Here is a 25,781-nt window from a genome sequence, read left to right as displayed (position 1 = left end):
AAGGGTCATGAAAAAAGAAGAAATCAGTTTCCTGGTAAGTTTATCAGATACCCGATCGCTTGTACCAGATGCAAAGGAAGCAGACAGAGACCGGCTCATAGCATTAAAAACCCGACTGGAACAAATGGACATCAAAGTGGAGCATTTAGAAATGCTGGGCCAACTGGTTATTTATGCACCGGAAGAAGTCTGGAATAAAGCAATAATGGAAATAGCATCACTTACCGGTCAGGATTTTCAGATTGAGCCGAACCGTTTGTTGTAAAATTAAATAACTCCTTTTAACGGGCCAGAAATAAGTAACAGCATTATGGATAACAGTGAAAAATTAACCCTAGATAACAGGTTCGCACAGGTGGCGCGAAGGGCGGTCATCATAGCAAAAACTTCGGATCCCTGGATCAGGTGGCATGCTTACCTCACCCGATGGACAGAGGACGCCTGTCTTGCTATTCAGGAATTGATGGAGGATATGCCATTGCCGGCTGCTGCCCTTGACGTTGCTACAGGAACGGGGACACCGGTACTTGATCTGGCGAAGGCCTGGCCTCAATGCCGTTTTGAGGCGTGTGATATTGCCACAGAATCGATCGAAATTGCCGGGCTGCTGGCACAGGAAGAAAATTTGTCCCATATCTCGTTCAAAGTGTGTGCCGCAGAAATGCTGGATTATCCCGATGCCAGCTTCGACCTGCTTACCTGCTTTTTTTCCCTGATGTACCTTAGGCATCCATCAGGGGCCATAGATCAGTTTTTGCGCGTACTCAGACCAGGAGGACATATGGTAATCACGACCTGGACCGGCGACAACCAGTTGTTCCGGCTCGTCAAGGATACATTCGCTATGGAGGACCATAAATATCCCGACGGCCAGGATCCTTTTATGTTTTCTGACACCCAGACGCTTAAGACGTTGTTCGAAGATAAGCCCGTCAGCAATCTTCTGGTAGTGGCAAGAAAAACCGTTTTGAACTGGGAAGGCAGCGAACAGGAATTGTGGGCCTTTTTCAAAGACTGCAATCCCATAATAAATACATTATTGTCTGCGCTTTCCGGTGATGAACGCCAGGAAAAGGAACAACAGATTTATTCGCTTTTGTCTGGTTTTAAAACGGGCGGCCATATTCTTTTTGAAGCAGATATGCTGGTGTGTTCGGTACAGAAAAACGCTCTGCCTCTTTAATAGATTTAAATTTCAGTCAGATTGACCACCAAGTTGATGGATTAAATTTGAAATACACTATTACTGATTTTTTATATTCTTAGCGTCATACAAAAAACACCAATTATGGCTCATAAAATGACATACATGTTCTATTATTTTTTGAAAGATCTTAAAGCAGAGAAATATTTTATTGAATTAAACGCTAATATTCTAAAAGAAATCTACTTACGGTTATTTTCATCGTTTTAAATTGATGAAGTAAAATTCCGTATTTACTCTAGTTTGTTTTGTAAGGTTTACGGATTGGTTATATTACTTCGGAGCTTTGTGATGGCAGTGAAATAGGGGTACAGAAGCCGTACTAGTACTACAAAAATTCAATCGAAGTACTGTTGATGAATTTGCAGCATCTTCTGCCTGAAGTACAGCAACGAGTTATCGGTAGTCCTTTTTATAAATTAAAATCATTCATTGCAGGCATATTAATTTCCTTTACGCAGCTTGCGTTAGAAGTTGATATAATGAATTTCAAAGCACCAATAACGTCTTGTAAAGGAATTAGTTTTCCTTCTGTTTGCTCTATTATAGTTTCGATATTTTCATCATCTTCAAATTCGGTCGCTAAATATCCTAAGTTTACTATTGAAACCCCAATTTTATACTCACGGAGATTTTCTCTTAATGAATGTACTATACCCCTCAATGCAAACTTTGTGGCAGAAAAAGTTACTTCTTTTCCATTGTGATTATCTAATCCCCAAGTTGAACCCATTAAAATTATCTTGGCGTTTTCAGATTGTTTTAAATTTTCAATTACTGATTTGATGTTCAAAATACAAGATGTGATATTTGTATTGATCATATTGGCTATTTCAAATTCAGAATTTTCTTCAAAACTATATTTTTCCGTAAAAGCATTACTTTCCCATATTCCAACATTATAAATAAAATAATCGATTTTTCTATTCCCGATATTTTCTTTTATAATTTCTGATGAATTTTTCGGGTCTGACAAGTCTGTGCTAATCCAAGTTACATTCGATTTTTCATTTAAATAATTAGGCTTACTTCTTGAAATTCCAAATACTTCATCATTTTCAGTAGGTAAGCTTTTAGTAATTGCTTTTCCGAGACCTTTACTTATTCCAAAAATTAAATATGTTTTTCTTTCCGTTTTCAAATTTTTCTGTTTTTAAGGATTATCGATAACTGTTTTTGGAGCTTCTCATTTAATGTATTCAAATCAAGTCTCAAAAGCCGATTTTTTATTTTTCGTAATCGGTATGTTTGCTTATTTCAAACTTTTTTGAGGATTCTCCATCTTTAAGTTTATAGGCTACTTGTCTTATTTTTTTGGTTTCCACATTGTTTTCAAAAACCGGAAAACGTTGAACTAAATTACCTTCCATCAATGTAAATCTATCTTGTCCATTATAGCCAATTTTAATCTTGTTATTTTCTACAGTGGGTTGGAAATATACAGAGCTCATAGATTTTTTGTTGTTTACAGAATAAGCATACACATTTTCTTTATTACTGCTATCTTTGGTAAATACCACCAATTCTGGTGAGCCGTCGGCATCTAAATCATCTACTTCTGCATTTACAACTATTTGGTTGTTAATGTTTAGGGTTTCTTTGAAATCATTTGGAAGTCCGAAAGTAAAGATGCTGAGTTGTGTTGCTCCATTTTTTTCAGTAGACGAAATATTAAAGCCAACATCTTGTAAATTGAGAACTTTACTGAACTTTGTTTTATCAATTTGAGTTTCGTCCAACGGCTCATTAATTTTGGTATAAGTATCTGCAATACTCGCTCCGCCTGAACAATAAAAACTGAGGATGCTGCTATCTTCTTTTTTCTCGGTTTCGATGGTAATACCATTTTCACTAAAACGAAACATTACTTTTTTATCTTGAACAACCGATGTGTAAGTATTTTTATCAAATTTTTGGGCAATAATATCAAATGTGCAAGTAGGTTTCTTTTTGTCTGCTCTTGACCGAACTACGATTTTTAATTGATTGTCGCTTTCTTTACTCACAATAACAGCAACCCAATCGTATCCTTCCTTTCTTTGGCTGTAGGAATTGTTAACATAGTTTCCTTCAAAATTAACGTTTTCAGCGACTTTTTGTTCTGTTTGATTTTCTTTTTCTTGCTTTTTGGTTTCAGTATTACAGCTGTAAACTAATAGAGTCATTGTTGTAATGAATAGTATCTTTTTAAGATTTTTCATGACTTAATATATTTTATTGTCTGATTTTATTGTTTGCTGTAAAGGTACCACTAATTAACGGGTCGTCTATTGCCAAAACGATTTTAGCTGACCTACTTTTTAAGATTTTTTCCAAATTTTTTTCAGAGGGCTAATTCTAATATTTCTCCGGGTAAACCATCGAAATCCTTGAATTCTTTTGATACAAATTTTCTTGGAAATTAGTGGCTGTTTAATGTATGACTTTGATTTTCAGTATTATAAAATGTGTTTTTTTAATCTGATGTCTGAAATTCAAAAAAAGTGAAATTCATATTTTTCAATGTCTTTTATCGACAACCAAAAAACTGGAATATTTTACAAAGGATATCAAGTGTTTTACCGCCCGAATCATTTTAGGCCTATTAAGCCAATTTTCAAGGCTGTCTCTTATATGATTTTATTTTCATTTATAAAATCTGTTCATTAATTCTCTATTTGTTTGATCTTTTTTTTCCAGGTCACAAATAGATTGATCGTTTTGATCAGCTTAAATATTAGGATGAAAGCAAGGAAAGATAATAATACGGTGTAAATTGAATAGCTTTTGAAAAAGATGATCTGAATAGCAAGAACGATAACATTGATTGATAAAAAGATCAAAGTAATTTTTTTGTGAGACAGTCCCAATTGTAAAAGGTGATGATGGATGTGTGTTTTATCTGCTTTGAAGGCAGATTTACCTCTTAAAATTCTATCAGTATATACTCTTACAGAATCTATGACAGGGATGGTAAATACAAACAGAATGAAGAAGATGCCATAAGGGAAATGAGCTGTACTGTGGTCAAATTTCGTAATATAAATACCCAGGCAAATTAATAGATATCCTAAAAATAATGCCCCGGAGTTTCCTAAAAATATTTTGTTTTTTTGAGAAAAATTGTACTTGAGGAAAGCCAGGATACTGCCAATGAACAAAATGCCAATTTTTGCAAGGCTAATGTTGCCTTCTATAAGTGTGATAATGAAAAAAAGGCCAAAACCTATTCCTGCAACGCTTCCTGCCAATCCGTCTATTCCATCGATCAGATTAAAGGAGTTCACTGCAGTGGTAATAACCAAAACGGTAAGAATATATTGCAGGTAAATGTTGATTTCATAAACTCCGAAAAGCCCATACAAAGAAGATATTCTGATTCCGGATGTTGCTATTATTACACTCACACATAGTTGTATCCCCAGCTTATAGATTGCCTTGATGTCCGTTTTGTCATCTAAAGCTCCTACCAATAGCATAATGTATGAAGTGATGATGATGGGAAGCATCTCTTTCAGGCTGTTATTTACGGTAACACCCATTAGCAAAATAACAACAATGCCTATGACTAAGCCTCCAATTAAAGGAATTGCCGTCTGATGAACCTTTCTTGAATTGGGAACATCTACTAATTTAAGTTTTTGGGCAGCAGTTCTCATCAGCGGAATGATACACATCGATAAAGTGAAAGCAAGAATTCCCAATATGGATAGTTCTATACAATTTTTCATGGCGTTTGGTTTTAAGCGATTTTATTTGAACTGTTGAATAGTTTTATATTTTTCAAATGTTCCAGATTATATTTTTCAAGAATTTTTTTGTCTAATCCTGAAATTATAGGGTAAACATTGGTTTTTTTATTGACCGTAAAGGTTTCTTCAATTAGCTGACTGTATTTTTTTGCGATTTTTTTCCAGGTATATCTTCTCTCTGCTATTTTCTTCATCTGTACGGCACAATTACGGAGATCTTCTTTTGTAATTTCATTTAAAACATTTTTAAGATCTTCTTCATTGGAGAAATAAAAAGCCTGATGCTCTGTTGTGGTTCTGTTGTAAGAAACTCCATTGCTTATAATAGGCAGCCCTAAAAACATAGCTTCTACTAAAGAAGGATTGGTACCGCCTGCAGAATGCCCGTGAATGTAGACAGAAGCATTTCCGCGGATAAGATCTATCATTTCCTGATCATAAATAGGATCCAGAAGATGAATATTTTTAAAGCCTGAATATTTATGCTTTATATCAATACCATACTGGCTGTTTTTCCAGTTGCCCACCAATACCAGTGTACGATCAGGAAGTTCACTGAAAACTTTTACAATAGTATGAACGTTATTTTCCGGTTCTATTCTGCATACTTTTACAGCATATTCTTCTGATAAGAACGGATATTTTTCTATATTTTCAGAAGTTGGGATCAAATTTACTTTTGTATGGTCGGCACCATATTCTATGACCCTGCTGATTGTTTTATATCGTAAAGAAGTATAATCCTGGATAGATTCATTATCAGAAATATCAATATGAGAAAATCTCACGGCCAGTTTTTCTGCCCACCACAGGTATAATTTTGCAGGTAAAGACCATTTGTCTCTTTTCCATTCTATACCATCAATCGAAATAATGATTTTTTTACGGGTAAATAGTTTTACAAATGGTAATAACCATGCGCCTGCAACACCTAAAACCAATAAAACATCACTTCGGAATAATGCGTGAAGAATAGACAAGGTATCATAAGGGATGCTTTGAATTCCGTTGGCATCAAGAGGAAGATATTTTAGTTTTGCGCCTTTCCAGCTTTCGGTTCTTTCTTCTTTTGTATATTTTTTTGACGAGCAATAGACTGTGAAATCATAAGTATCGGCAAGCTCTTCTACAAGGTGCGCCGTCAAAGTTTCAAATCCTCCATATTTAGCGGGTAAACCCACAGTTCCGATAATGGCTACTTTTGTCTTCATAATAGATGTATTTGATAACAGTATTACTATTCATATTCCAAAAATAAAATTGTTTTTAAGTAATTAAAAATCAATAACTTAAATCTTGTTAGACAAGGTGCCAAGTTCCAAAAAATGGAAAATATATTATAAATTGGAAATAATTTTCAGAGATTCTTTTTCAAAATAGGCTTCTGAAAACAAAAGACTTGTCTGATAAGATGCCTCGCTGAGAGATTGGTACACGTCTGAACTACTCAATATATAAGTAATCTTTTCAGATAATTCGTCGATATCTTTAGAATGAATCAAAAATCCGTTTTTACCGTCTTTTACCAATTCGGTCACCCCGCCAACCGGAGGAACAATTGCCGGGAGACGATAACGCATTCCTTCCAGAATAGTCAGTCCGAAAGTCTCTACCCAAAGATCTGGATGCGATAAATTGACAATGATGCTTGCTTCCCGATAAAAAGGATGAGTGTTGGTTTGTGTGGGATAGATGGTAAGGTTATCCGGAATTGTTTTTCCTCTGAAATACTCCTGTATTTCTTTTTCAGAAGCATTCACAACCAATTTGAATAGATAGCTGTTGTTTTTTTCTGCTAATTTTAAAAATTCGTCAACGCCTTTGTATATTTTTAAAGAACAGATCATCAGGACAATCGGAACGGGCTTTTCCACGTATTGGAATTGATCTGCCTGATCTGTAAAATCACTTTCCAAAACATTATAGAGAAGGACCTGATCATCTATCAGAGATTCCTGTTGTAAAAGATACTCTGAAACAAAAACAATCTTATCAGCAGTGAGCTTTGCGATTCCGAAAAGAAAATTTTTAAATATTTTAGGTTTAACGGAGGTTTCGTGGATATGATAACTGATTTTGCAGCCTTTTATTTTTCCGGCAATAGCTGCCCCAAAAGGAAGTACCGTATTAATATAGACGATGTCCTGCTTTTTTAGAAAAAACAAAAGCTTGATCATCAAAAGAAACTGACTCACAAAAAAATTCGCTATTCTGACCCATGAGCTGGGAGAAAACCGATACCAAAAGAAGTGATTTTTAACGTTGGGTATATCGGAAAGAAACCCTGTTCTTCCGCCGGAAGTAAAAAGATGGGCGTCAATTCCGTTTTTTGTCCAGGCTTTCAAAAGCTGCATCAGTACTTTCGGACTTCCGCTGTAATCGTTCAATAAATGGATGGCAACAATTCTTTTCATCTTAAAGTTGGTTATAAATGTTGTTGAGATGTTCTCCTCTTTTTTCCCAGGAGAATCTTTCAAGATAATGCTTTCGGGCTCCGGTACTCATTTTTTTCTGAATATTTTTATCCAAAAATAATCTGAGCAATGCGCAGCTTAAGCCTTCTACGGTCTTATTATATTTCTGTTGGGGAACTGTAATACCACACTGATGATTCACAAATTCTCCTGGACCTTCATTTTGAAGACATACCACCGGTAATCCAAACGAAAGTGCTTCCGGAACCACCATTCCTGCTCCCTCATGCGAAGGAAAAAGAAATGCGGAAGCTTTTCGGTACATTTTCATCAGGTCTCTTCGGTCGATCCATTCAATAATTTCAATATAATCATTCATCTGGTTTTCGGTAATAAGATGTAGGTAAAATTCTTTTTGTTCACCTGTTCCTACCAGTATCAGTCTGCATTTTGCCCTGTTTTTTTCCGAAAGTTTATTGATAAATCCGGCAAATGATCTTATGGTTAAAACAAAGCCTTTTAACGGAACAAATCTTCCCACGCTCATCACCGTAAAATCAGATTTTACAGCAATTTCACTGCTTTGAAAAAAATCTTCCGAAGCTACGGACGGATAGAGGGAATATTTATTTTCAGGAATGCCAAGCTTTTCAGGAACTCCGGTATTCATACACCAGATATGATCTGAATGTTTGATGGTGTTCCTCAATGAAGGTGAAAAATTCCAGAAGAAATTTTTCACCATCCATGTGAGACGATCCTTTATAAAATACTTTTTCGAATAATCCTGCAGATACTGTTTTGGAATCAGCGGGTGATGTCCTACGGGGCCCCAGACCATTGGCTTATTAAGCTTCCATAAAAAACTTGGCGTCCAGTCGTTATGAAAATTGACATTATGAACAATATCAAAATCCAGTTTTTGTTTTTTGATAAATGAAACAATTCCTTTCTGCCACAGATAATAGTACAGCATTGCTCCCCGGTTTCCCTTTTTCCAAAAGCGCATCCAATAAGGAAGATCAAAATAGAGAAAACGCATATTCTGATAAATGGTATCAGGATTTTCTGCCATATATTTCTCAATATGTTCTCTGTTATTTTCCCTCGTGATAGCGATCACTTTTCGGAATCTGGCAATTTGATATACAAAATTCCAGCCCATCGCATCTTCTGAACCTTTATAAGGATTCACTGCGTAGCAGGTTGCCAGTACAGTTTTATTGGTTGTCATGAGTTCTTGTTTTTAATAGTTTTGCAGGAATACCTCCTATAATGCTGTTGTCGGGAAAAGATTTAGTAATGACACTTCCTGCCGCCAAGATGCAGCCATCACCAATCTCTACACCGTCCAAAATGGTAACTTTACTGCCGATCCAGCAGTTTTTCCCGATTTTGATCCCTTTTCTGCTAACCCCCTGATGTCTTATAGAAATATCAAGATCTTCATAATTATGGTTTTCGGGATGACAGCTCAGGTACTGTCCAACGATGCATTCATCACCGATTTCCAGTCCTCCGGAACCTCCCAGATACGCAAACTCTCCGATGCCTACATTGTTTCCTATTTTTATCTTTTCTCCGATATTATTGAAAGAAGTAGAAACGATGATTCTGCTGAAAGCTCCGATGGAAACATTATTTCCGAACTCTATTCCCTGTTTTGACAATGCAGAAACATAGACATCACTTCCCAGTCTCAGGAATTTTCCCCATTTCATTTTTGAAGGATTGAAAAAGCTGACTCTTTTCCCTAAAAGCATTCCTTTTGGATTTTTAAAGAAGAAAATAACCTTTAATCCCCTGATGATGCTCCAGAGCTGAATCCATATCAGCTGAAGAATGGCTCCGGAGTTCAATGCATCATCTATCGTAAAATCAGGATTTCTAAGTCTTATGATTTTTTCAACAATTGGTTTCATTTTGCAGTAATTATGGTGTTCATTATGGTATCCAAAGTCGTATCAAGATCATTATTTTCGATGGAAAGATATTTTACATTCTGGTCTTTCTTATTCAGTTTTGAAAACAATGTGCTGTATTCTGTGGTCAAATCCACTATAGAACGGTAAGAAAGTTCTCTTTTTCTGCTGAGGATTTTTTCGGGAGCCGCATACAGAAAGAAATTGAATTTCGGTTTCATCAACAGATGATATCCGGTTTCGGTCACAGCCTTCGGAAGTTTGATATTGCTTCGTTTAGCATCTGCAATGAAGTCGAAGTAATATCTGTCATACAGTACTATTTTTCCTCTTAAGACATATTTGAGGTAAATAATAAACTGTCCTAAAATATAATCTGTGTAATAATACCCGAATCTGAATAAAGAAGAAACAGAACTCTTATTGTTGCCCTGTCTTGGCAGAGAATTCACCGTATCCTGGTGGGCTTTTTCTTTACCTTTCGTCCAGACACTTAAAATAGGAAGAAGGGAAGGTCTGTGTCTCAACACTTTTACAGGTCTTCGGTAACGTTTCTCTATCAGCTCAGAAACTTCAGAAATAACAGTGGATTTTCCCGCTCCGTCCACACCGCTGAATGTCATGATAAATCCTTTTTCTGAGAAAGAATCTTTCAGATAATGATATACATTTTTCAGAAATTGGAAACCTTTATTGCAATCTTTTGTTTTCAGAACTTTTATGATTGTTTTTTTTGAATCCACATGTTCTGAAACAAAATTTTTATAGGAATCAGGAATTTCCGATTCATTAAGATGATAAAATAGGTGAATAAACCTAGCAGTGTCTTTTTCAGAAACTTTATAGATTCCAAAACTGTTTTTAAATTTGTTTTCCAGAACTTCATTTGTATCCATCATCTGTAGGTATTTCCATTTCAACTGAGAGATGAGGTCAAGGTTAAGAATTTCATGATGCTTGGTGATAATTCTTACAGAGTACATAAACGATTTTTTAACGGTTGTAATGTTTTGTACAAGACTGTTGGCAGATAAAAAAGCGATCATCTTTTTTGCATTCCGGGAAGATATGATCATATCGATATCAGAATTTAATTTCAGATTTTCAGGAGCTTCGTTGTGAAATTTTAAAGTGCCATAAGGGGTATGATACAGCTGATCAAAAATATCCATGATCAAAAGTTCTCTCTCTGTATTATTTTCTGCAAGAAAAATATTTAAAGCTTCAGTCCAGGTCTGTAAAAGCCAGTGAATCTGTACATGCCATTTGTCTTGTTCAGAGTATATTTTCAGGTATGATAATAGGTTGGTGAGAAGATAGAATTTTAAATACTTTTCAAGTTCTTTATCGTCATACTGAAAGGCTATTGCATTTTTTTCCTTGATCTCTTTAAAAATATTTTTCCAGGACTTTTTCTGAATTAAAATACCGTTTTGAATGATGAAATGAAAAAAATCAAACCCTTTTGGTCTTTCAAAGGATGCCAGTTCCCAATCATAAATTGCCAGTGTATGATCTTTTATATAGCAGTTCCAGGAAGTAAAGTCACCATGAGAAAAAGAAAGATCTATGCTTTCATTTTCATTGATATGGGTAAGAATCGTATTGAGTTTTCTTATCATGTTGGGCGGGATCCTTTCGTCTCTGATTGCACTGAAATGTTCTTTCAGGCTCTGGAAATACTTCCATTCCGATATTCTGCAGCTTCCCTGATATCTTTCTTTAACTCCCTGCAGAGCTTTGGCATGAATTTCCCCAAACACATTTTTTCTATTCCCGTTTTCAGAAATATCGCTGAGCTGCAGAATGCTTTCATTATGAAGTAAAGCCGATGGAACAGTATAGAGGCTGCTTTTTGCGGCATAGCTAATAGCGGTACATTCTTTTTTAATGAGTTTTTTTGCATTTACGGTGTCTGCTATTTTATAAAAGCACCCATTAGAGTATAAAAGACATTTATTATTAGGACCTACAGTTCCTGTAAAAATAGCCCAATCGTTTTCAATGTCGAAAATAGGCTTTCCATCTGCGATATAATGCAATGTCTCTTTCTTGAAAGCCAGTTTCTGTAAACGAAGTACAAATAGTAATTTAACAAACAATGAGAACATTTTTGCCTTAAAGGTGGCTATATTATAGAATTTTAAAAATAGCGGTTTTTTTGAATTTGAGTTCCAAAACCATCTCACACTTCCATCGGGATTAGGGATGTAGGAAAAAGAAATTTTCACGCTTCCCGGCTGCTGTTTTGTAAACAATCTGTATCCTGTATTCTTAAATATATTTTTCATGGCGTTTCTTGTATAGTAAAACAGGATGTAAATAGTTTGCCAAGTATTTAAGTGTCTGTATTTCAGTATTTTATATTTGATTGTTTAATTTTTATTTTCCAAAAAATGGAAAAATAGTGTAAAGGTTGGAATTTCAGACTGTAAGATCCGGCCGTTTTTTTCTTAATATGATTTTTTGCGGGCGGGTAAGATGATTGTTGTTCCTGAAGGCAATGGAAAAAATGATGATCTGGTAAAACATGATGCCATAATTACTCTCACCAAAGATTCCAAATTCTGTGAAAGAATTAATAACAATAGGAATCAGGATTCCGATCAGCATAAGCTTAGTCTCTTTTTGTTCGGATAAAATTGATTTTACGGTAAAAAATACCTGAAATAAAACAATTGTAAAACCAACGAATCCCAGATTCATCAGTACCTGCATAAAGGTATTATGGGTCATTTTTCCGGGATAGGTATGGGCACTCTGGAAAAACTCTTTGTAGTCGATCCGCATAAAACCAAAACCAAAAAGGGGCTCTCTTGGAAGGCCTTCTGTAATGAGTGCTTTCCAAAATGGCAGTCTTCCTGTAAGGCTCATTACTTCTTCTAATCTCTCCTGATCGCCGCCTTTTAAAATAACCGTGTATACAGCAAAAGGGGCAACCATGGCAACAAGCGCCAGAATAGAAAATTTCAGTGTTTTTTGCTTAGTTTGATTGATGTGAAAAAATATAATAAGCAACACCCCGATCAGAGAAGATCTCGATCCTGTCATATATAGGGCATACATGATGATGAGAATTTTGATGATGGTCCATACTTTATTTTTAAAGCGGTAAAGGTCAAAAATAAGACAGGCACATCCCACCCCGGCGAGCATTCCCAATTCGTTGGGATTCATTAATGTTCCGCCAAGTCTTGCCTCCTCGCCACCATCTGTGAGACGGAAAAAAACATCCGGAGACACCCACATTCCAATGACGAAAATCAACTGAAGGATGAAAACCGTGTTTCCAAGCAAATGATAGAGCCTGATATTGTGACCTTCAAAGTAGATATCCAGAATTTTAAGGCTTTTCACAAAAAAATAGGCAAAAACAAAACTCTGAAAAGTCATAAACCACTGCAGGGCACTAAAGCCCGGATTAGTACTCCAGGAAAAGGAGATAAACCCCAACGTAAGATAAGTCATGTAAAGAATAGGAGAGAAGATGTTTTTGTAGGCAAGAGAATTGATGCTGCCATACCTGATTATTTTCTGATAAATAAGTATAGATGAAAACATAACTCCCATTCTTCCCACTACTTTTATGGCTCTTGTAATCGAGACATTCTCACTCCACGTAAAAAAGCAGGCAACCATTAATAAAAGAACAATAAAGAGTTGGTTGTTTATCGTTTTTAAAAATTTTTGATGGGATATAGGTAAAGTTTCCATGTTTTAAAGATGATAAAGTCTGGAATTCATTTCAGTGATAATATGTTCCCAATCGAATGCTTTTTCAACCATTTTCAGGGCATTTTGAGAAGTTGTGTTGTATTGGTTTTTGTCTGTCCATATTGCGTACATATCCCGCATAGCCTGGAGTAATAATTTCCGGTCAGGGTAGGGAATGGTAATACCGGCACCATATTCCTCAATTGAATAACCAATATTGGTATTTTTGGTGACGATACAAGGTTTTCCAAAATTGGCGGCTTCTATAACCGAAACAGGAAGACCTTCATTTCTGGAGGGGTGCACAAAGACATCCATCTGATTCAGCAGCGAATTCTTTTCATCTCCGAATTTACTTCCCAACAGTTCCACTTTTTTTTCAAGCTGAAGATCTTTTATTTTTTGCTGAAGTTGATGCTTTTCATTGCTGTCTCCAATGATCCAAAGCTTTGCATCAGGAATTTCTTTGATAAAATCTGAAAAGCTGTCCATGAGAATATCCAGTCCTTTGGTGAAAATATCCAGTCTTCCGATAAAGCCGAACAGGATCGTGCTGTCGTGTGCTTTTTCAGGAAAGCTGTTTACTATTTTGTCAAATCCATAGGGGATAAGAACAGTTTTGTCTGTCGGAAATATAGATTGAAGTCCTTCTACTTCGCTTTCGCCGATGCAGTGTATTTTGGTTGCATTTCCGATTACTTTCTTTTCACAAAACCTGAAATAGATTTTTTTTACCCATTTATTTTTGTTCATGGCAATCGTATTGTAAGCGCCGTGAGGGGTAATTACAAATTTGCGCTGATGTTTTTTCAGGAATTCACTTAAAGAATAATATACCGGAATCCATCCTCCATGAAGGTGAAAAATAGTGTTATGATCTGCATTCAGAATTTCTTTTTTAAGATTTTGAGGAATAGAAAAAGGGTTCTTCCTTTTTTGAAAAACTTTGGTTTTAAAATTTCTTTCCGGATAGTTGATCTCGGTATTTTCAGCAATTCCCCACACTTCTACCTTCCCGGATTTTTCTGCCTGCTGAGTCGCCAGATTGTACACGACTTTATTCACCCCGTTCATTTTTTCGGGATTGGCTTTACCTAATATAATATGCACTATGCCCATACAGAAATATTTTTTTTGTTAAGAAGAACCTTCCAGTACACAATCATCAGAATCTGGTTGATCACAAGGCCTGAAACGGCTCCGTACAGTTCAAAATATTTTAAAAGGAAATGAAAACTCAGGAGCGAGAAAACAAAAGAAATGCAATAACCGATAAAGAAAGCTTTATTTTGTTCCAAAATTCTGATGGCGATTCGGGTAGGGTAGCCGTATAGGATAACGATATACAAAACGGATATTAGCCGGATAACAAAACCATACTGATGATATTTCTGCCCTCCGAGAAAAGTAATAAGAGGTTCTGACAAGATAAAGAAGCCGGCAATAAGAATTCCCAGTACTGTCATTCCTTTCGACATATTTTTAAGAAGTTCTTTTTTTTCCTGTCCTTTATTCTGATAATGAAGCTGAGCCGTTTTCGGGAGGTAATAGTTTTCAACAGTCTGCAGAACAATATTAATGACTCCAAAAAAAGACTGCACAAGCCTCAATGCTCCCAACGCATTAATACCAAGATAAATACCTGCGACCAGAGTAAAGAAGTTATTTGAAAACCATTGTACAACAGAGGCGCTCAGGAGCCATTTTCCTTCCATAAAATGATAGCGGAAGAGTGAACTGTTTTTGAAGCTAAAGTCTGAATTTTTTATGCAGTAGATGGCTCCCGGAATGGATGCTATAAAATTAATAATACCTATGATATACAGGCTTTTAAATAAATTAAGACTCTGTTCAAACCAGATTAAAGGGAAAACAGCCAGAAAAATGCTGTCAATAAAAAGTACGAGGTAAATGCGATCAACCGTCAATAAGATCTTTCTGACAAAATCCTGAAAAATATAGGCAGTTGTAAAAAGAATAACCGCTGATAAGTTTTTCTTAAAAAATTCTATGGCGGAAATAGGTAAAAACTTGGCTGTAAACAATAGCAAAGCAAAAATAAAAATCAATAGCAAAGCAGCCTGAAAAACAAATCCCAGCGATTTTCTACTGAATTCTTTTGCCGCTGAAATCTGAAACGGCTGCACAATAACTGCATTGCAGATCCCCACAAGAAGATAGGTTACCAAAAGAACGGAAGAAAACAAACCAAAATCTGAAATACTCAGTTTCCTGGCCAGTAAAAAAGTAAGCAGAAAGTTGGATCCACTGAATATCAGCTGATCTGTGAAGACCAGAGATGATTGTTTGGACGCTATTTCTTTCAGCTTTTTCACCGTTTATTTTTTTTGGATTAATTTTTTTAAGGTTGTGAGAATGCTCGGATTGTAGCCTTCTTTATTAAGGATGAACCATAGATTATCAAGCTTATATTCATCTTTTAGCAGTTCTACATTCATAATGCTCTTGGTGGCTGTTTTCCGGCTGTCTAAAAGGAAAAGATTCTGATCGGCAATTTTCAGAAAAAGCAGCGGCATTTTCCCTTGTCTTATGGCCTGATTATTAATAATACAAAGGTCTGTGTCTTTTATTTTTTCACGAATCATATTTTGAATATCCGTTGAGGTAAGTTTAAGATTTTCATCCCCGGAAAAATTGATATAATGCTCTGCCTGAATATCTTTCAAGGTATTGGAAACATCCACCACCAAAACTTTTTTAGATTGCATCTGTAGTGCTTTGATGAGATTTTTGGCGTGGAAGGTATGATGTTCGGGATTGTCATAGGAAGTGATACAGATGATATTTTTTTCCGCGATGATGCCTTTGAGTTCCATTTCAAGAATGTTCTCAAGAAAATAATAAGGTATTCTTTCTCTTTTCTTAATAAATGGTGTTGTGAAAGCGATGGGGATGGAACTGTTTTTCTCGATCGTATAGACATCATTTACTTTTGCTTTGGCAAAATGGATGGCATAGATAAGGGCAATAGATCCGATCATGCTCATAATAGCTGCCACAATGATAATGATGGAACGCATGGGAGATACAGGATGGGTAGAAATCTCTCCTCTGGTAATAATTTTGTGAAATGAAATTTTCGCTGCTTTGGCAATTTCGGCGTCTATTCTTTTTTCATTTAGAAAATTATAATTTTTTTCATAGAGATTAAACTCTCTGTTCATGATGTTGAGGAGTTTTTCTTTTTCCGGTAAGCCTACAAAAGCCTGTTCAGCGACGCGGATATCCTGATCGATATCATTGTATTTGATCTGTAGATTTTTTTGTGTATTCCTGATACTTTCGGTTTGGTAGTCTGTAAGATCTTTGATTTTAGTATCTATTATTTTTACCTTTTCGTGTTCGGGAGTGTAGGTGAGAAGAAGGTCTTTTTTTTCTGCCTGTAATTGCTTTATATTTTTCATCATTTCCGTAGAAAGAAGATCGTTAAAGGCTTCAAAATTGGTGGCAAGATCCAGATAATTGTCTTTACCCTGCGCAACATATCCGTTAAGATCCTTTATCGCATCCAAATTCATTTTCAGATTGCTTTTCTGGATTTTGAGCTGGGATATTTTCCTAAGATCGGTCTCTGTTTCCTGTGGAATATTGATGATGTTTTCCTTATTTTTGTAGTCTTCAATTTTATTTTCTACATCAGAAAGTTTGTGGTTGGCCTGCCCAATTTCTCCTTTGAGGAAATCTACAGTAGTATTGGCGGCACGGTATTTATTTTCGATATAATCCTGAATGTAGGTTTCGGCAAGGGTATTCACGATCAATGCCGCTTTTTCGGGTACATTGCTTTTATAATTGATTCTGATCACCGGAACGTCTTTGTCAACAGAAACGATATCCAGGTTTTTATTGATGTTATCCAGAAGTTTTTCTCTGCTTAAAAATTCAATCTCATATTGATCGATGATTTTAACATCTGGTCTGGACTGGATGTAATTTTCATTAAGGCTGATGAGTATTTGTCCATTGGCTATATGAACCGGAGTTCCGAAATTCCCCTTTTTCGGTGTGGCAGTACCGGGAACGGTAATAGAGTAGGCTTGTTTGGATAGGACGTTTAACAGGAATTTTTTATCATTATTTTTATCATCACTGAAGGTTGCTGCTGCTTTAATAGGTGAATCATTAAAAAGCTCAACCGACTGAACCTTTCCCTTTCTGTAAATTTCTGTAGACAAAGGGAGCTTCGAAAGTGTTTTTTCAATCAACGAGGTCGATTTCAAAACCTCGATCTCTGTACTGATTTTGTTGGCAGAGGCAAACACATCGAAATCTTTAAAAAGATTGGCACTGGGAACGCCTTGCTGGGTATCGGCAAGTTTTAGTTTTGCTGTACTTTCGTACATGGGTGTTACATAGTTAAGGTACTTTTTTGCCGCCAATACAGAAATTGCCATTGCCAGGATGACAATGGGTAAGCCTCTTAGCAAAGGTTTGAGAAACCGGACATTTTCATTATTCATCATGGTAATCTTTACAGCAGGTTAATTAATATGGCAGCAGCAGATGTCACTGTTGTAAAAGGAATTATGGTGGAAACTCTTTTATCAAAGTCCTTGCTTTTCTTGGACGGTACAATAACGTAATCTCCCGGATGGAGCATAATATTCTGATTGGGAACATCTTTCATTTTGGTGAGGTCTATGTTGGTAACCCTTACGTTTTCGCCTTCCTGTCTTAAAACTTTCACCGATTTTAAGTTGGCGTACATTTCAAAACCACCTGTTTTTGAGATAAGCTCAAGTAATGTATTCTGATCCTTATCGACCTGAATCACTGCAGGATTTCGTACTTCGCCCATCACTGCAATTTCTTTGTTAAGAACTTTCACATCCACAATCGGGTTCACAAGCCATTTTTTAAGCTTGGTTTTTATGTCTTCCTTCAGTTCAGGCAAAGATTTTCCAATCACAGAAGTTGTTCCTAATTTTGGAATTTCAATATTTCCGTTAATATCCACCAAAAGCCATTTTCCATAGACCTCGTTAGAGTTGTAAATTCCATATACGGATCCCACACTCAGGTCATCCTGTCCCCAAACTGAAAGCGTTATTTTGTCATCTTTGCGGATTCTGTATTCGTAATTCGGGTCGAAACTGAAATCCTGCATAGCTCGGGATGGCTGTTCTTCTTCCAGCACATTATATGTTTTACAGGAAAAAAGCAACAGCATGAAAATGGATGATATGATGAATTTTTTGGCCATAGTTTTTTTAAAATAAAATTGAAAAGAATTTGCGGAAACCTTTTAATTTGTTTTGAGACATTTCTTCTCTTATTTTCAAGATTTTGTCTATCGTTTCTGTCATTTTTTCGCAGACATTCGCATCTTTTACCAGATAGTCAAATGCTCCGTATTTAAGCGCATTTACAGCAGTATCGATGTTTTCCTGTGCAGAGACCATGATCACATAAATGTTGGGATCAAAACGTTTGATTTTCTTTAGAACCTCAAAGCCGTTCAGGTCTTCCATGTTGTGATCCAGAAAAATAACATCTGGTTTCTGATGAAGCTCATCCAGGCATTCTTCTCCACTGCTGAAGCAAATAATGTCTTCATAGCTATGATTTTTCAAATACTGTTCATATACACTTGCACAGAATCTGTCATCATCTACAATAAAGAACTTTAAATTTTGACTATTTGTTTCCATCTTTTTTAATTTGAAAACAATAAGTCTATTATTGTGCCTGTGTTTAATTATTTGAAAATCAGATATTTAAATATTTACTTTTTCCAAAATATGGAATTGAGTCTTGATTTTGGATGGTTTTTCTTTATTTAATCTCCTCCTTCAGCTGGATTATTGCGGTAATAAGCGTCTTTTTTATACTTTCAAATAGAGCATACAGTTCAGCAAGATCTGTATGCTGTTCTTTTGCTAATACTTCCAGCTGCCTTACTTCTTCTTTAATGGAATAGATACCTATGCCTTCTATACTGGGTTTGATCTTATGGATGAGCCTTGCTATTTCTGCATGGTCTTTCTCTTCAAATGCTTTTTCTACCAAAGGAATTGTTTCCTGGGTCTGCGAAATGAATATCGAAAGCATTTTCTGAATAAAATCCTCATCTCCTCTGCTGAGGATCTGTATATTTTTAAGATCATAAAGTGTTTCGCTCATATTGGATATCTTTGTGTTGGTTCTTTTTTGAATTTTGGTGTATTTGTGAATAATATTGAGCAGGTTCTCTTCAATAAACGGTTTGGTAATATAGTCATCCATTCCTGCACTGATACAATTGTCTATCTCGGTTTTGAAAGCGTTTGCTGTAAGGGCGATAATGGGTGTTTCGATTCCAAGTTCTTCCCGTAATACTTTGGTGGCTTCTATACCATCCATTTCAGGCATCTGGATATCCATCAGGATAATATCAAACTGTTCTTGCCTTAAGAGATCTACTGCCATTCTGCCATTGTCCGCTTTTGTAACGCTGCATTTGAAATGTTTCAGAGAATTTTCAGCAACCAGCTGATTCAGTTCATTATCTTCAACCAGCAAGACATGAATTCCCTGAATAGAAATTTTCTGTTTCTTTTGGGAAGATTTTGAAGGTGATTCTTCATTTCCCTTGTCAACATTGAACGTGATGGTGATAGCAGTTCCTTTATTTTTCTCACTATTCACTTCTATCTTTCCTTTCATTAATGAGACCAGTTCTTTGGTAATGGTCATTCCAAGACCAGTACCGCCATATTTCCTGGAAATAGAACTGTCTTCCTGATTGAATTTTTTAAAGATATTATTGACATACTCTTCACTCATTCCGATTCCGGTATCCGTAATGCAGATAGAAACTGTCTGATAACGGGAAAAGTCTTTAAGAACAGTACAATCCACCTTTATTTCACCTTTATCAGTAAATTTTAATGAATTGCCAATAATATTATACAGAATCTGTTCTGTTTTTAAGGAGTCTCCTTTTTGAGCAGGTGCGAGAGACTTTGAAAAAACAGCGTACAGTTGTAATTTTTTTTGTTTTGCTTTAGGTTGTAGAATGGTAATAACATTTTCTATACTTTCTTGCAATGAAAAACTTTTGCTTTCCAGAGACATTTCACCGGACTCTATTTTGGAAATGTCAAGAATATTGTTAATAATCGATAACAAATGTTGCGAAGCATTATAGCTGTTTTCTACAAACTGTTTTTGGGTGGGATTAATGCCTATTCTTTTCAACTCTCTCAGAAAACCTATAATAGCATTAAGAGGTGTTCTTATTTCATGGCTCATATTGGCCAGAAAAACTTCCTTGGCTTTGGATGCCTCCAATGCCTTAGCTTTTTCCTGTTTTAGTTCTTCTTCCAGTTTTTTTTGGTCTGTCACATCAAGGTGGATTCCTATCGAACCGAGTAGATTCCCATTATCATCATAATTGGGCGCGCCGCTTATTGCCCACCATCTGATTTCTCCTCTCTTATTTTTTACAGGAAGCTGATATACGCTTGAAACTCCTTTTTTTCTTAAAAGGATCTGTTCTTTTACAAACTCAAGATTATTGTCTCCGTGTACAAATAGTTGTGAAGGACTTTTGCCAATTAGCTCATCCGGATCATAGCCGGATACATCACAAAAACTTTGATTGGCATAGCGGATGGTTTCGTTGTTGTCTACTTCTAATAATCCCAAATTCATATTGGCAATGATGTTCCGGTATTTTTCTTCCTGCCTTCTAAGTTGGTCTTCCCCTCTTTTTCTTTCAGAAATATCTTTGATGAAGTAGCAGTAATATTTGTTATTATCCTGTTCTATAGCAATTACCGATATTTCTACCGTAAGTTCTGCTCCGTTTTTTTTGATAATGCTACGTTCAACTTGTTTATTCAGCATTGATTTGTAGAGCATTTTATCTGCTTTCGGAAAGATTTTTTCAATAATTTTTTCACCTTCTACTTCTTCTTTTGTCCAGCCGAAAGTAGAAGCCGCGCTTTTATTCCAAAAAGTGATTTGCCCTTTGTGGTTGGTAATGATGATGGCGCTCATGGCAGAATCCATGATCATCCTGTTGCGTTCTTCACTCTGTCTGAGAAGGTTTTGAGTAACAACCCGTTCCGTTACATCATTGTACTTCCAGAGATGTCCTTTGTAATGATCCTTAATGAAAATGGGAATATAATGTCTCTCTAAAAACTTCCCATTCCGGGTTTCCAGGAGTTCATTGGTTACGATTTTCTTTTCCTTAAGTATTTCACTAATTCTCCGTACAAAATGCTCTTCATCCTTAAAGAGAGCTTTAGATTCTTCCGCAGAATTTGTACAGTCTATTCCGACCATATCATCGGCGGGAACAGGGATATTAAACATTTTGCAAAACAAATCATTGGTAAAAATTATTTTTCTTTTTTCGTCTTCCATTAAGATTCCGGACTGGAGATTCGCCAACAGTTTTTTCAGAATTTCCACTGTTCTGGAAAGGTTTCTTTCAAGAATGATGCGTTCCCTTACATTCACAAGAACCTGAGTAAATATGGTAAGGAGATTTTTCTCGGTAGGTGAGACTGTATGGTAATTTCTGACAAAATCAAAACCGATAAAGCCAAGGCATTCATTTTGCAGCATGGCAGGAATTACAAGCAGACTTTTGATATCCTGTTCCTGTAAGAGGTCTTTAAGATTACTTTCCGGCAATTCCTGAATATCGGGATAATAAACACTTTCCCCTTTTTGATTGGCTTCCACCCATTCACTGATGATGCCAAGAGGTACGTTCTGAAGATTGTCTATTTGAGGACTGATCCCTTCATTGCAATACTCATACACATTTGAACAGGTGCTGTTTGCAAAATCATAACTGAAAATATAGGCTCTGTCTGCCTTCACAAATTCAGACATTTCCTGAAGGGATTTCTGGACACTTTGCGACACCTTTTCAAAAGGAATATTAATATATTCAGAAGAGATGTCCACTAACAGATTCTGAAATTGGAGTTGCTGATTCAGCTGTTTCTCCAGGAAGATTCTTTTTTTCAGCTGTTCAGATACATAGGAGGACAACTCAGTCAGGTCTTCCGAATCCTGATGTTCAATCGTAGGATCAAGAATTTTGATGGATTCATACAGGTTAGAGATCAACTTTTGCTTTAAAATGTTCTCATTTTTAAGGCTGATGTAGATTTCATGATATTCTTCCTCGCTTTGTTTAAAAGCATGATCCATAAGTTCTTTATCCCTTTCAAAAGATTGATAAGACTGATTAACAGCATGGATGAAATTTTTGAATTGCGGATGAGACTTGCAGTCTTCCGTAAGATACTTGTTGATCTGTCTTTTTAAAAGGCTGTGAAATTCCGGCTCCATTTTTATTCAGTTTCGTTAACGGTGGTAATGGTAATGGTCTGGTTGTGTAAGACGCAATCAGCAAAGGGTTTCAACGGGGATATCTCACCATATGAATAAAAACCTGTAATGATGGTGTCAGGTCCCAAAACATCCCTCACCATTTCCACTTCTTCAGCAGTCCGGTCTCCTAAAACTAATTTTCTTCCTACACAGCTTACAATAATTCCCATTTTAGGTTTATTATGACTTATTTCAAGGCATTCACTGGCTGCATCATTCGCGGCATCAATCAACCGGTCCATATTGGCCTTCATAAATCTTACTTTACTTCCTTCGGGAAGGTCACCTGCAAAGACCATCATATTATCTTTCTCATTAATAGAAAGAATGGTACGTACAACAGGGGAGGATTCGTCATCAGATTTAAGGGAAAGAGGAAAAAGAAGCGCAGAACCGGGTAGCTCTTCTGCGTACTTTCCGAGATATTTCTTATAAAGATCAAGGGCGTTTTTATGATCGATTTCATATAGAATATTATTGTGGGAACGGGTAACAGTTCTTTCCAATCCGAAGCTTTCCCAGCCGCCGTATGATGCATGAGATAATTCCAGATTTTTTCCATAAAACCCAATTGCTACAATCTGATTAGATGCAGGGACCTGATTTAAGCCAACTGCTGTTTTTTCAAATTTGTCCCCATCACCTGCCAATCCGCCTGAAATTAATACATGATCAGGACGTCCTCCGTTTAATCCCTGAACCAACTGAATGCCGTTGACGCGACTGCCATCTGATAAAACAAATACCCATTTGAGGTTTTCTTTAGGAAGTTTTTCCATAAGGGTTTTCCCAGCTTCGTAGCTGTTCGGAAAGTCTTCTATATTAATCTGTGAAGTTTTAATGTGAGATGTTGAAAAACTGATAATGGTAACGGTTACTGTATTATCATATACTTCATTACAGAAAATTTCTCCGGACGATGATGATAAGGCAATCTCTGCATTGGGAAACTTTTCCTTTAGCTGAAAATAAAAATCATTGTTTTCGATAAGGTGTCTGGCTCCGTATCCTATTACCAGTTGAGCTTTTTGATAGTCAAGATTTTCATCATTCCTTTCATGTCTGCATTCTCCGTTTATAAAAAGTAATTTGGCAACTTTCATCTAGTATTTTTTTATTTCAACATTGTTAATAAGATTATAAATGGTTGATTTGCCTATATCCAAAGCCTTTGATGTTTTAATCACATCATTATTGTTTTTTTTCAGGAAGTGTAGGATGATATCTGTAGTATATTGTTTTAATGTTTTTTGCCCGTCGAGAAAAGACTCTGAATCTTTTTCAAGGGTATAAAAACTAATGTCATCTGCCGTTATCTCAGGATTATCAGACATTACACAGGCCAGATCAATGATAGATTTCAGTTCTCTTACATTTCCGGGGAAACTATAGGCGAGAAGCTTTTTTTTAGCATCGGCAGATAATCCCAAAGGTTTGATTTTATTTTCCTTTGAAAATAGGTCTATAAAGTGCCTGGCAAGGATTAAAGTATCCTGTTCTCTTTCCCGTAAGGGAGGGAGTTCAATAGGGAGGCCTATAATTCTGTAATACAGATCCTCCCGGAAAGTACCCTTTTTTACTTCCTGTGCGAGATTTTTATGGGTTGCTGTAATCACTCTTACATCCAGCTTTATTTTCTGGTTTCCGCCTACTCTTGTAATTTCTCTTTCCTGTAGAGCGCGGAGCAGTTTACTTTGGATGTTGAGATCAAGCTCTGCGATCTCATCCAAAAAAATGGTTCCTCCATTAGCCTGCTCAAACTTTCCGGAAGCTCTTTCCGCAGCTCCCGTAAATGCCCCTTTTTCATGACCGAAAAATTCACTTTCTACAAGTTCTTTAGGAATAGCAGCCATGTTCACCGCTACAAAAGGCTTGTTCTTTCTGGGTGAATTATAATGAATGGCTTTCGCCACCACTTCTTTTCCTGTACCTGTTTCTCCAGTAATGGAAACATTAATACTGGATTTTAGTGCTTTGTTTATTTTTGAGAATATACCTTTTATAGATTCGCTTTGTCCAATGATGGTGTTCTCAAAAGTGTATTTTTTTTCAAGTTCATCTTTCAGGTATTCTACCTCCTGTTTCAGCGATATATTTTCTTTCAGCCTGATAATGGAACTCCACAGGAGCTCTTTGGTGTGCTCATTTTTTACGATATAATCTTTTGCTCCCTGTTTCAGAAAATTGATGGCCACCTCTATATTTTCCTGACCGCTGATAATTATGATGGGAAGATCAGGATATAGGTTTTTGATCTGTTTAAAAAGCTCATCCCCTTGAATATCCGGGAGTCCAAAATCAATACAAATGATATCAGGATTAAGAAAAAGGCCTGAAAGGCATTCCTTAGCAGTCGTGTAAAGGTGGATTTCATAGTCAGGATTTAACTGGAGATGGTATTTCAGCATTTCTCCGAAAAAAGGGTCATCGTCAACTATGAAAATTTTGAAAGTCCCCATTTGGTTTTAGTTTTTATTTATTACTAAAATAAGGATTTTTCATCAACTTATGAATTATTATTTATTTGTTTTAGATTATTGGTGTATTTTATTTATTTGTATTCAATAAATTGTAAATATTATGGGATTTATCAAAGCCGAATATCCTGTCATTATTATTTTTTTGAATATTATATTTATTACCGATTGGTTTTGATCATACTTATGTGACCAAATATTGGAAAATCGGAGCTTAGAGATCAATCTGCATAGTGAAAGCTTTCGCAAAAAGGTATTCATCAGGAGATTTATAAATGGAAAAAAAGGATATAAAAGAAGCCAGAACTAAAGAATACCATTTTTTCAAATGGAAGGCGTTGTTTTCAAAAAGCATTTTTACTGGGATTGATCATCACCGGATCAAGGGCAAAAAATTTCAATCTAAAATGAATATTGTGGATCAATGTATCTGTCAGTATAACAATGGATTAGGAAATAAAAAAAAGACATCGAAGAGTGAAATCTTCAAATGTCGGTCTTGTGACCAAGACGAGCGTATCTTCAAACACTTTTATCAATGATTTGGTTCGTTTGAGCCAAATTAAGCAAGAACTACAAAGCTCATTTTTATCAATTTAATTTTGAACATTCATAAAAAGTTAAATTATCATTTTCCAATAATTAGATGGCTTGAATGGTCTAGTATCCACAACCAAAGAAGAATCAAATTATGTAGTGAAATATTGACAAAGGATTTCAATTGTAGATAACTGATTTGTGGAGCATATACTGATAATTTATCTGAAATTTATTTTTCTAAAACTTTTCTAAATCTTTTTATTAATGTAGAATATCTGCGTATTCATCAGAATTAGAAGTATTAATATGAAACTAACTTTCTTTATTATGAACCATACTGTTCCGAACATGTAAATTAAGGTAATAATTTGACTGGAATTGTTGTTCATATATCCATTTATTCTCCAATAGTTTGCTAA

19 protein-coding genes are annotated in these 25,781 nt (G+C 35.8%); 2 read left to right on the top strand and 17 right to left on the bottom strand.

Annotated features, from left to right (window positions below; translation table 11 throughout):
* Positions 1–7: 7 nt before the first annotated feature.
* Positions 8–265 (top strand): hypothetical protein, encoded by a 258-nt coding sequence (locus BUC06_RS19270; protein WP_073335630.1) that lies wholly within the window; start codon positions 8–10, stop codon positions 263–265.
* Between the two features lie 45 nt (positions 266–310).
* Positions 311–1,183 (top strand): class I SAM-dependent methyltransferase, encoded by an 873-nt coding sequence (locus BUC06_RS19265; protein ID WP_073335629.1) that lies wholly within the window; start codon positions 311–313, stop codon positions 1,181–1,183.
* A gap of 433 nt (positions 1,184–1,616) precedes the next feature.
* Here the strand turns inward: BUC06_RS19265 and BUC06_RS19260 are convergent, their stop codons facing one another.
* The 17 genes from BUC06_RS19260 to BUC06_RS19180 form a co-directional block, all read right to left on the bottom strand.
* On the bottom strand, positions 1,617–2,345 hold the full coding sequence (locus BUC06_RS19260) for an SDR family NAD(P)-dependent oxidoreductase (RefSeq protein ID WP_073335628.1): 729 nt from the start codon (positions 2,343–2,345) through the stop codon (positions 1,617–1,619).
* Positions 2,346–2,430: 85 nt separating this feature from the next.
* Positions 2,431–3,405, bottom strand: coding sequence for a hypothetical protein (locus tag BUC06_RS19255; RefSeq protein ID WP_073335627.1), 975 nt, complete (start codon positions 3,403–3,405; stop codon positions 2,431–2,433).
* Positions 3,406–3,849: 444 nt separating this feature from the next.
* On the bottom strand, positions 3,850–4,914 hold the full coding sequence (locus BUC06_RS19250) for a glycosyltransferase family 4 protein (RefSeq protein ID WP_083564134.1): 1,065 nt from the start codon (positions 4,912–4,914) through the stop codon (positions 3,850–3,852).
* A gap of 11 nt (positions 4,915–4,925) precedes the next feature.
* Positions 4,926–6,146: a DUF1972 domain-containing protein gene (locus tag BUC06_RS19245; protein ID WP_073335625.1), complete on the bottom strand. Its 1,221-nt coding sequence runs from the start codon at positions 6,144–6,146 to the stop codon at positions 4,926–4,928.
* Between the two features lie 126 nt (positions 6,147–6,272).
* The gene (locus BUC06_RS19240; RefSeq protein ID WP_073335624.1) at positions 6,273–7,349 is read right to left on the bottom strand and encodes a glycosyltransferase family 4 protein; all 1,077 of its coding nucleotides are present in this window, start codon (positions 7,347–7,349) and stop codon (positions 6,273–6,275) included.
* 1 nt (position 7,350) lies between these two features.
* A complete protein-coding gene (locus BUC06_RS19235; RefSeq protein ID WP_073335623.1) occupies positions 7,351–8,583 on the bottom strand; it encodes a glycosyltransferase family 4 protein in 1,233 nt (410 codons plus the stop codon).
* Positions 8,570–9,271 (bottom strand): acyltransferase, encoded by a 702-nt coding sequence (locus tag BUC06_RS19230; protein WP_073335622.1) that lies wholly within the window; start codon positions 9,269–9,271, stop codon positions 8,570–8,572. Before BUC06_RS19230 ends, BUC06_RS19235 begins: the two co-directional genes overlap by 14 nt.
* Positions 9,268–11,562 carry a hypothetical protein gene (locus BUC06_RS19225; protein ID WP_073335621.1) on the bottom strand — a complete coding sequence of 765 codons (2,295 nt, stop codon included), beginning with the start codon at positions 11,560–11,562 and terminating at the stop codon, positions 9,268–9,270. Before BUC06_RS19225 ends, BUC06_RS19230 begins: the two co-directional genes overlap by 4 nt.
* A 133-nt stretch (positions 11,563–11,695) precedes the next feature.
* On the bottom strand, positions 11,696–12,985 hold the full coding sequence (locus tag BUC06_RS19220; protein WP_073335620.1) for an O-antigen ligase family protein: 1,290 nt from the start codon (positions 12,983–12,985) through the stop codon (positions 11,696–11,698).
* Positions 12,986–12,988: 3 nt separating this feature from the next.
* On the bottom strand, positions 12,989–14,104 hold the full coding sequence (locus BUC06_RS19215) for a glycosyltransferase family 4 protein (protein WP_073335619.1): 1,116 nt from the start codon (positions 14,102–14,104) through the stop codon (positions 12,989–12,991).
* Positions 14,095–15,321 (bottom strand): lipopolysaccharide biosynthesis protein, encoded by a 1,227-nt coding sequence (locus tag BUC06_RS19210; RefSeq protein ID WP_073335618.1) that lies wholly within the window; start codon positions 15,319–15,321, stop codon positions 14,095–14,097. The genes BUC06_RS19215 and BUC06_RS19210 overlap by 10 nt, the downstream gene beginning before the upstream one ends.
* Positions 15,322–15,324: 3 nt before the next feature.
* Positions 15,325–17,469, bottom strand: a complete 2,145-nt coding sequence (locus tag BUC06_RS19205; RefSeq protein ID WP_083564132.1) for a GumC family protein — start codon at positions 17,467–17,469, stop codon at positions 15,325–15,327.
* Between the two features lie 8 nt (positions 17,470–17,477).
* Complete coding sequence (locus tag BUC06_RS19200) at positions 17,478–18,209, bottom strand: polysaccharide biosynthesis/export family protein (protein ID WP_073335616.1); 732 nt, start codon at positions 18,207–18,209, stop codon at positions 17,478–17,480.
* Between the two features lie 7 nt (positions 18,210–18,216).
* Positions 18,217–18,657: a response regulator gene (locus BUC06_RS19195; protein WP_073335615.1), complete on the bottom strand. Its 441-nt coding sequence runs from the start codon at positions 18,655–18,657 to the stop codon at positions 18,217–18,219.
* A 124-nt stretch (positions 18,658–18,781) separates the two neighbouring features.
* Positions 18,782–22,303 carry a PAS domain S-box protein gene (locus BUC06_RS19190; RefSeq protein WP_073335614.1) on the bottom strand — a complete coding sequence of 1,174 codons (3,522 nt, stop codon included), beginning with the start codon at positions 22,301–22,303 and terminating at the stop codon, positions 18,782–18,784.
* Positions 22,304–22,305: 2 nt separating this feature from the next.
* Positions 22,306–23,448: an FIST signal transduction protein gene (locus BUC06_RS19185; RefSeq protein WP_073335613.1), complete on the bottom strand. Its 1,143-nt coding sequence runs from the start codon at positions 23,446–23,448 to the stop codon at positions 22,306–22,308.
* Positions 23,449–24,804 carry a sigma-54-dependent transcriptional regulator gene (locus BUC06_RS19180; RefSeq protein WP_073335612.1) on the bottom strand — a complete coding sequence of 452 codons (1,356 nt, stop codon included), beginning with the start codon at positions 24,802–24,804 and terminating at the stop codon, positions 23,449–23,451.
* Positions 24,805–25,781 lie beyond the last annotated feature (977 nt).

Source organism: Chryseobacterium carnipullorum, from assembly GCF_900142785.1.
Taxonomy (GTDB): domain Bacteria; phylum Bacteroidota; class Bacteroidia; order Flavobacteriales; family Weeksellaceae; genus Chryseobacterium; species Chryseobacterium carnipullorum.
Note: the sequence above shows the minus strand (reverse complement) of the source record. Positions and strands in the feature narration are given on the sequence as shown.